The following is a 6,443-nucleotide window of genomic DNA, read 5'->3' on the forward strand; positions in this document are numbered from 1 at the left end:
CCTGCCCGGGTTATTGCGCCTTTGCCTTCGCGGCGGCGCAGAAAGCGCGTGGTGGCATCTGGAAGAGAAGACGTGGCAAGCAAGAGGTAAGTATGAGAATAGCTTCGGTGGAAGACGACAAGAGCCAGTCCGAGCTGATCCAGCAGATCCTGGTCTCGGCGGGCCACGAGTGCGAGTGCTTCGCCAGTGGCAGCACGTTCCTGCGGGCGCTGCGCGAGCAGACGTTCGACCTGCTGGTGGTGGATTGGCAACTGCCGGATACCAGCGGCCTGGAGGTAGTGACCTGGGTGCGCCAGAACTCCGGGCGCAATCCCCCCATCCTGTTCCTGACCAGCCGCTCGCAGGAAGAGGACATCGTCGCCGGGCTGGGCGCGGGCGCCGACGACTACATGATCAAGCCGATCCGCCGCGCCGAGCTGGCGGCGCGCGTGTCGGCGTTGCTGCGCCGCACGTATCCGCAGGCGCAGCAGGACAGTGCCTTGATCCGGGTGGGCAACTACTGTGTCGATCCGCAGGCGCGCACCGTGACCGTCGGCGAGAACCGGGTGGAGATGTCGCCGCGCGAGTTCGACCTGGCGTTGTTCCTGTTCCGCAACCTCGGGCGCCTGGTGTCGCGCGAGGTGGTGGAACAAGCCGTGTGGGGCCGCGCCATCGGTGCCGGTTCGCGCACGCTCGACACCCATATCTCGCGGCTGCGGATCAAGCTGGCGTTGCGGCCCGAGAACGGCGTGCGCCTGACTTCCGTGTATTCGCACGGCTACCGCTTCGAAGCTGCGGGCGATGGAGATAAGCAGGATTCACTGGATTCACAGGATTTGCAGGACAAGCAGGAAGACTGAGTTTATGAAGCGGTTCGACATGGCAGCAGGCAGCAAGGCAGGCATCGCAGCGCGTTCGCGTACGGCATGCACGATGGGTGCGATTGGTGTGATGAGGGTGGCCGCTACGATTGGCATGGCAGGATTGGTTGGCGTGCTTGGCGCCGCATGGTCCGCAAACGCCGCGGCGCAGCCCGCAGGCACCGAGGGCACCAACTTTATCTACCAGGTGCGCCCGGGCGATACGCTGATCGGCGTGGCGGACCGCTTTATGGCCAATCCCGCCGGCTGGCATGAACTGCAGATACTGAACAAGGTGGCGGATCCTTACCGCCTGCCGCCCGGCATGCGCCTGCGGATCCCGCTGGCACGCATCCCGGTGACCGACGGCATGGCCCGCGTGGTCTTCGTAACGGGTCCGGCGCGCGCCGATGGCCGCGCGCTGCAGGCCGGCATGGAGCTGCGCGAAGGCGCCCGCATCGAAACCGGCGCTGGCGGCACCGTCACCATGGAACTGGGCGACGGCTCGCGCGTGACGTTGCCGCCAGCGACCACCATGGAAGTCAAGCGGCTGCGCGCATTCGCCCGCACAGGCCTGACCGACGCCGTGATCGGCATCGGCCAGGGCGAGGTGGAGTCCCGCGTGGCGCCGCGCGGCACCGGCGTGGGGCGCTTCGAGATCCGTACCCCGTCGCTGGTGACCGGCGTGCGCGGCACGCGCTTTCGCGCGGGCACCGAGGACGGCGCCAGCCAGAGCGCCGTCCTCGAAGGCCAGGTGCAGGCCCGCTCGCGCCGCGGCCAGCAAGCGGTGGTGAATGCCGGCTACGGCGTCAGCGCATCGGCCACGGGTGCCCTGGCGCGGCCCGCCGCGCTGCTGCCGGCGCCGGTGCTGGTGCCGCTGCCTGGTCCGCTGCTGGCAAGCCATGCCACCGTACGCTGGGGGCCGGTGGCAAAGGCCGCCAGCTACCGCGTGGTGGTTTCACGCGATGCGGCCCAGACGGAGCTGCTGTCCTCCCAGGCCGTGGACGGCACGCAGGCCGCGCTGCAAGACCTGCCCGAGGGCGAACTGTACGTGGGCGTAAGCGCGCTCGATCGCCTACGGCGAGACGCCGATGTTCACCTGGGCCGAAGTGGACAGCGCGGCGCAATATGAATTCGAGGTGGCGGCCAACGCGGACTTCACGCAAGGCGTCATGCAGGCGCGCGGCACGGCGCCCTCGGACAGCCAGGCGCTTGCGCCCGGCCGCTGGTGGTGGCGTGTGCGCTCGGTCGACGCCGCTGGGCAGCCCGGCCCCTGGAGCGAGCCGGTGGCGTTCGCGCTGGAGCCGTCGCCGCCGCAGCCGCGCCTGGAAGACGATGGCGGAGATACCCTGGGGCTCGCATGGCCGGCCGACGGCGGAGCCAGCGCTAACGGCGCGGCGCAAGCCTACCGCGTGCAGATGGCATCCGACGACGCCTTTACGCAGATCGTGGCGGACGTCAGCACCCAGACCAATTCGGCCCGCCTGCCGCGGCCCGGCAGCGGCACGTATTTTGTGCGGGTGGCTCGCCAGGATCCGGCCCGTGAGCCGCATTTCTCAGCGCCCCAGCGTATCGAGGTGATGCAGTACGTACGCGACTCGCAAGGTCAGCCCGTGAGCGCCGGCTCACGCTGGCTCAATCGTGCCAACTAGCCTGGCGCGACTCGCAGCGCGCGCACGCGCGCTGCGCCGGGCGCCCGGCCGCATGATGGCTGGCTACCAGCGCCGTACGCTGGTCGAATGGAGCGTGTTGACGGCCGCCGTGCTGGCGTTGGTGGCCGCGTGCGCCGTGCTGGGCTGGAGCGAACGCGCCGACAAGGCGGTCTACGACCTGTCGGTCGCGGCCCAGCATCACGCGCCCGGCGACGAGATCGTGATCGTTACCATCGACGACCCCAGCATCTCCGCCATTGGCCGCTGGCCCTGGCGGCGCCGGGTGCTGGCCGACCTGATCGACCGCATCGCCGCCGACGCGCCTCGCGTGATCGGGGTCGACGTGATTCTCTCCGAGCCCGACACCTTGCATCCCGAGGACGACCGCACGCTGGCAGGCAGCATGGCGCGTGCTGGCAACGTCGTGTTGCCCGCGCTGGCCGAAGCGGGGCAGGACGGCTTGCTGGTGCGCTATCCGCTGACAGGCCTGGGCAGCGAGGTGGGGCATATCAATATCGCGGTGGACCTCGACGGCATTGCCCGCCAGGTGTTCCTGCAGGAGGGGCTGCCGGGCCGCCAGCTCGATCATTTCTCGGCCGCGATGGTCGGCTTCGGCAAGCCGCCGCGCCCGGTCTCCGCCTACCGGCACGACGGTCCCGCGGATGACCGTGGCACCGCCGATGGCTGGACCCGGGACTACCGGTTGCGCATTCCGTTTGCCGGGCCGCCGGGGACGTTCCCGCAGGTCTCGGTGCTCGACGTGCTCGGCGGCACGTTGCCACGCGATTTCTTCCGCGGCAAGTCGGTGCTGGTAGGCGCCACCGCGAGCGGGCTGGGCGACGTGTTTCCCACACCGGTATCGCGCAACGGCCACGGCATGAGCGGCGTGGAAATCATCGCCAACGCCATGCAGACGCTGCAGCGCGATGCGGCCATCGTCACCCTGCCGGCGCCCTGGTTCTGGCTGTGCACGCTGCTGCCTGTGTTGCTGGCGAGCCTGGCGTCGCTGATGCTGACGCCGCGCAACGCGCTGCTGGTCACCGTGGTGCTGCTGGCCGGCACGCTGGCCGCCAGCCTGCTGCTGGTGGTGTTTGGCCGCTTCTGGTTCGCCCCGGCCAGCGCCGTGCTGGGTTGCAGCCTGCTCTACCCGCTGTGGAGCTGGCGGCGCCAGGAAGCGGCGCTGCAGTTCCTCACCGACGAGCTCGCGCAGCTCGAGCAAGAGCCCGGCCTGTTGGCCATGCCCGCCGGCGCGGGCGAATCGGGCCGTAACCTCGATACCCGCATGCGTGCGGTCTACCGCATGACCACGCGCCTGCGCGACTTGCGGCAATTCCTGGCGGACGGGCTCGAGGGCCTGCCCGAAGCCACGGTGATCTGCGATCCCGGCGGCCGCGTACTGCTGGCCAACCGGCGCGGCCTGCTGCTGGCGCCGCGCACGCTCGGGTCGCTGGCCGATATGAACGCACCGCGCCCCGGCATTCGCGAACTGATCAACGAAGTATTCGTCCAGCCCAAGGCCGGGCTGGACTATTGGGACCAGCTGCGCAGCGTCTATGCCGAGGGCGAGGCCGACGCCGACGCCGCACACCCGGTGCAGGCCCCGCCCGGGGTGGAGCTCGAAGCGCGCGACGAACACCCGATGCTGCTGCGCGGCGCGCCGCTGCGCAGCGACACCGGCGGTGTCGCCGGCCTGATCGTCAGCGTCATCGATATCACCCAGGTGCGCATGGCCGAGCGGCGCCGTGAGGAATCCTTGCGCTTCATCTCGCACGACATGCGATCCCCGCAGTCCTCCATCCTGGCCCTGATCGACCTGCAGAACGAGCCTGGCCGGGCGCTGCCGGAGGCAGCCCTGCTGGCCCGCATCGGCGATCACGCCAACCGCACGCTGGAACTCGCGGACGACTTTATCCGGCTGGCCCGTGCGGAAGCGACGCACCTTCACTTCATCAAGGTCGACCTGGCCGGTGTGGTGCTGGACGCCACCGACGAACTATGGGCGCTGGCCAGCGCCGCTCGGATCGAGCTGAAGGTGGAAGTCGACGTGGAAGAGGACCAGTCGCAGCTCCTGGCCGAGCCGGTGTTGCTGGTGCGGGCGATTGCCAACCTGGTGAGCAATGCCATCAAGTTCAGCCCGCCGCAAACCACCGTGACAGTGCGCCTGTATCGCATGCCGCAGGGGCTGGCGATCGATGTGACGGACCAGGGCCGGGGCATCGCCGAGGAAGACCAGGGCCGCCTGTTCCAGCCCTTCGCGCGCCTGCGCGACACCGAGCAGGATGCACCCGCCGGCAGCGGGTTGGGGTTGGTGTTCGTCAAGACGGTGGTGGAGCGTCACGGCGGAGAGATCAAGGTGACCAGCGCCGCGGGTGCCGGCGCCACCTTCACGATCTTCCTGCCCTGTTGATCCGCTCGCTGGCGCTCAGCGCGATGCGCGCGTGGCCGCTGTTTGTTCAGCGTGGCCCGCGGTGGCGGTAGCCGTGGCGCGGCTGTCCATCTGGCGAACCTTGCGCGCCGCGCGCTGCTCGTTGCCGTCCTGCAGCGTCACGCACAGCACGGTGACGAGTGCGAACGCCACCATGCAAAGCGCGAGGTAGCCCAGCAACCTGTACCGTTCGGATCCGGATCCCATATCTAAGCTCGCCATGAATAGCGCAGCATTCTAGGGCGAGGCCGCGTCGGCTATTGTCAACAAATGCAAGGACGCTTGCCAGGGGCTGCCGGGCGCTGCTGCGCCGCGCATCGACGCTCGCCTGGCCCAGCGATACAATCATCGCGCAGTGCTTGCACAAGAGCCCTTGCGCGCCGGGCCAAGCCAACCCGCCGCCGATGGTGTCAATCGCCCCAACAGGCTGCCACCGATGCACAGCAACACCGAGCCCCTCGACACGGGCGCCAGCGGGCGCCCGGTACGCCACCTGGTTGCCACCGAGGCCGCCATGGCGGCCGGGGGCCTGGACGGCTGGCAGAAGCGCTACCCGCAGCTCACGCCCGGCCAATTCCTGGCGGAAGTGCAGCAGGCTACCTATGGCGACGTCCACGTCTTCCGCGAACGCACCAACCAGGCGTTGCTGGAAGAAGGCGAGGCGCGGCGCGGCTATCTTTCCATTGCCTTGCCCCACCGCGAGTGTGCCGATGGCTGGTTCTCCGGCTACCGGATGAGCGGCGACACCGTGCTGCGCGCCGGCAACGGCCAGCCACTGGCCATGCGCACCCCGCCCTCGCTGGACCTGCTCGGCGTGACGTTGCCGCTGCCCGCGTTGCAACGCGTGATGGAGCGCGAGGGGGTACCGGAGTTGATCACGCGCTTGCAGCCGGCCACGGAGGTGCGGCGCGCCGCATCCGAGGATTTCCGGGCGGCGATGCTGGCCGTGCTGGCCGCGTCAGCCATGCAGAGCGAAGTGTTCAACCAGCGCTTTGTCGAGAGCGCCATGCGGGATGCGCTGCTGATGGCGGTGGTGTCCACGCTGACGCATGACATTGGGGATGCCCTGCTGCCTACGCCGCCTGCGCGGCGGCGGCTGGTCGCGCAGGCGTATGAAATGGTGCGCGCCGCGCCCGAGGCGCCCTGGAGTGTTCTGGCTTTGTGTGAACGGCTTGGGGTTTCGCGGCGAACGCTGCAATACAGTTTCAATGAGGTTACCGGGTTGGCACCGTTGGAGTTTGTCCGGGCCTTGCGGATGAATGGGGTGAGGCGGGCATTGGGCGAGCGGCAGGAGCCGGTGGGAGTGGTGGCTGCGCGGTGGGGGTTTAATCATTTGCCGCGGTTTGCGGCACAGTATCGGGTGTTTTTTGGGGAGTTGCCGTCGGAGACTGTTGGGAGGGGGTGACTGCAACTGCAACTGCAACTGCAACTGCAACTGCAACTGCAACTGCAACTGCAACTGCAACTTCAGCTTCAACGGCTTAACGTCAAGGGCAACTTCAACGGCAGTTTCACCACCCCTGCGGG

6 protein-coding genes are annotated in these 6,443 nt (G+C 68.7%); 5 read left to right on the plus strand and 1 reads right to left on the minus strand.

Annotation, left to right across the window (positions count from 1 at the left end; all coding sequences use genetic code 11):
* Positions 1–92: 92 nt before the first annotated feature.
* From OR16_RS14495 to OR16_RS14505, 4 genes are read left to right on the plus strand one after another with little or no spacing between them, the layout of a single operon-like run.
* The gene (locus tag OR16_RS14495) at positions 93–839 is read left to right on the plus strand and encodes a response regulator transcription factor (protein ID WP_043419743.1); all 747 of its coding nucleotides are present in this window, start codon (positions 93–95) and stop codon (positions 837–839) included.
* A gap of 4 nt (positions 840–843) precedes the next feature.
* Positions 844–1,971, plus strand: a complete 1,128-nt coding sequence (locus OR16_RS45765; protein ID WP_050982972.1) for a FecR domain-containing protein — start codon at positions 844–846, stop codon at positions 1,969–1,971.
* Positions 1,931–2,491, plus strand: a complete 561-nt coding sequence (locus OR16_RS45770) for a hypothetical protein (protein WP_050982973.1) — start codon at positions 1,931–1,933, stop codon at positions 2,489–2,491. Before OR16_RS45765 ends, OR16_RS45770 begins: the two co-directional genes overlap by 41 nt.
* A 52-nt stretch (positions 2,492–2,543) precedes the next feature.
* Positions 2,544–4,898, plus strand: coding sequence for a CHASE2 domain-containing protein (locus OR16_RS14505; RefSeq protein ID WP_006158703.1), 2,355 nt, complete (start codon positions 2,544–2,546; stop codon positions 4,896–4,898).
* Positions 4,899–4,913: 15 nt separating this feature from the next.
* Here OR16_RS14505 and OR16_RS14510 read toward each other — a convergent pair whose 3' ends face one another.
* Positions 4,914–5,123: a hypothetical protein gene (locus OR16_RS14510; protein ID WP_063709588.1), complete on the minus strand. Its 210-nt coding sequence runs from the start codon at positions 5,121–5,123 to the stop codon at positions 4,914–4,916.
* A 229-nt stretch (positions 5,124–5,352) separates the two neighbouring features.
* Between OR16_RS14510 and OR16_RS14515 the strand changes: the two genes are divergently transcribed.
* Positions 5,353–6,321: a helix-turn-helix domain-containing protein gene (locus OR16_RS14515; RefSeq protein WP_006158705.1), complete on the plus strand. Its 969-nt coding sequence runs from the start codon at positions 5,353–5,355 to the stop codon at positions 6,319–6,321.
* Positions 6,322–6,443: the final 122 nt, after the last annotated feature.

The organism is Cupriavidus basilensis OR16, assembly GCF_000243095.1.
GTDB classification, from domain to species: Bacteria; Pseudomonadota; Gammaproteobacteria; order Burkholderiales; family Burkholderiaceae; genus Cupriavidus; species Cupriavidus basilensis_D.

What these genes read in the sequence shown, in the direction of transcription:
- OR16_RS14495 (WP_043419743.1), top strand. Translation starts at nt 93, where the DNA reads ATGAGAATAGCTTCGGTGGAAGACGACAAGAGCCAGTCCGAGCTGATC.
- OR16_RS45765 (WP_050982972.1), top strand. Translation starts at nt 844, where the DNA reads ATGAAGCGGTTCGACATGGCAGCAGGCAGCAAGGCAGGCATCGCAGCG.
- OR16_RS45770 (WP_050982973.1), top strand. Translation starts at nt 1,931, where the DNA reads ATGTTCACCTGGGCCGAAGTGGACAGCGCGGCGCAATATGAATTCGAG.
- OR16_RS14505 (WP_006158703.1), top strand. Translation starts at nt 2,544, where the DNA reads ATGATGGCTGGCTACCAGCGCCGTACGCTGGTCGAATGGAGCGTGTTG.
- OR16_RS14510 (WP_063709588.1), bottom strand. Translation starts at nt 5,123, where the DNA reads ATGGGATCCGGATCCGAACGGTACAGGTTGCTGGGCTACCTCGCGCTT.
- OR16_RS14515 (WP_006158705.1), top strand. Translation starts at nt 5,353, where the DNA reads ATGCACAGCAACACCGAGCCCCTCGACACGGGCGCCAGCGGGCGCCCG.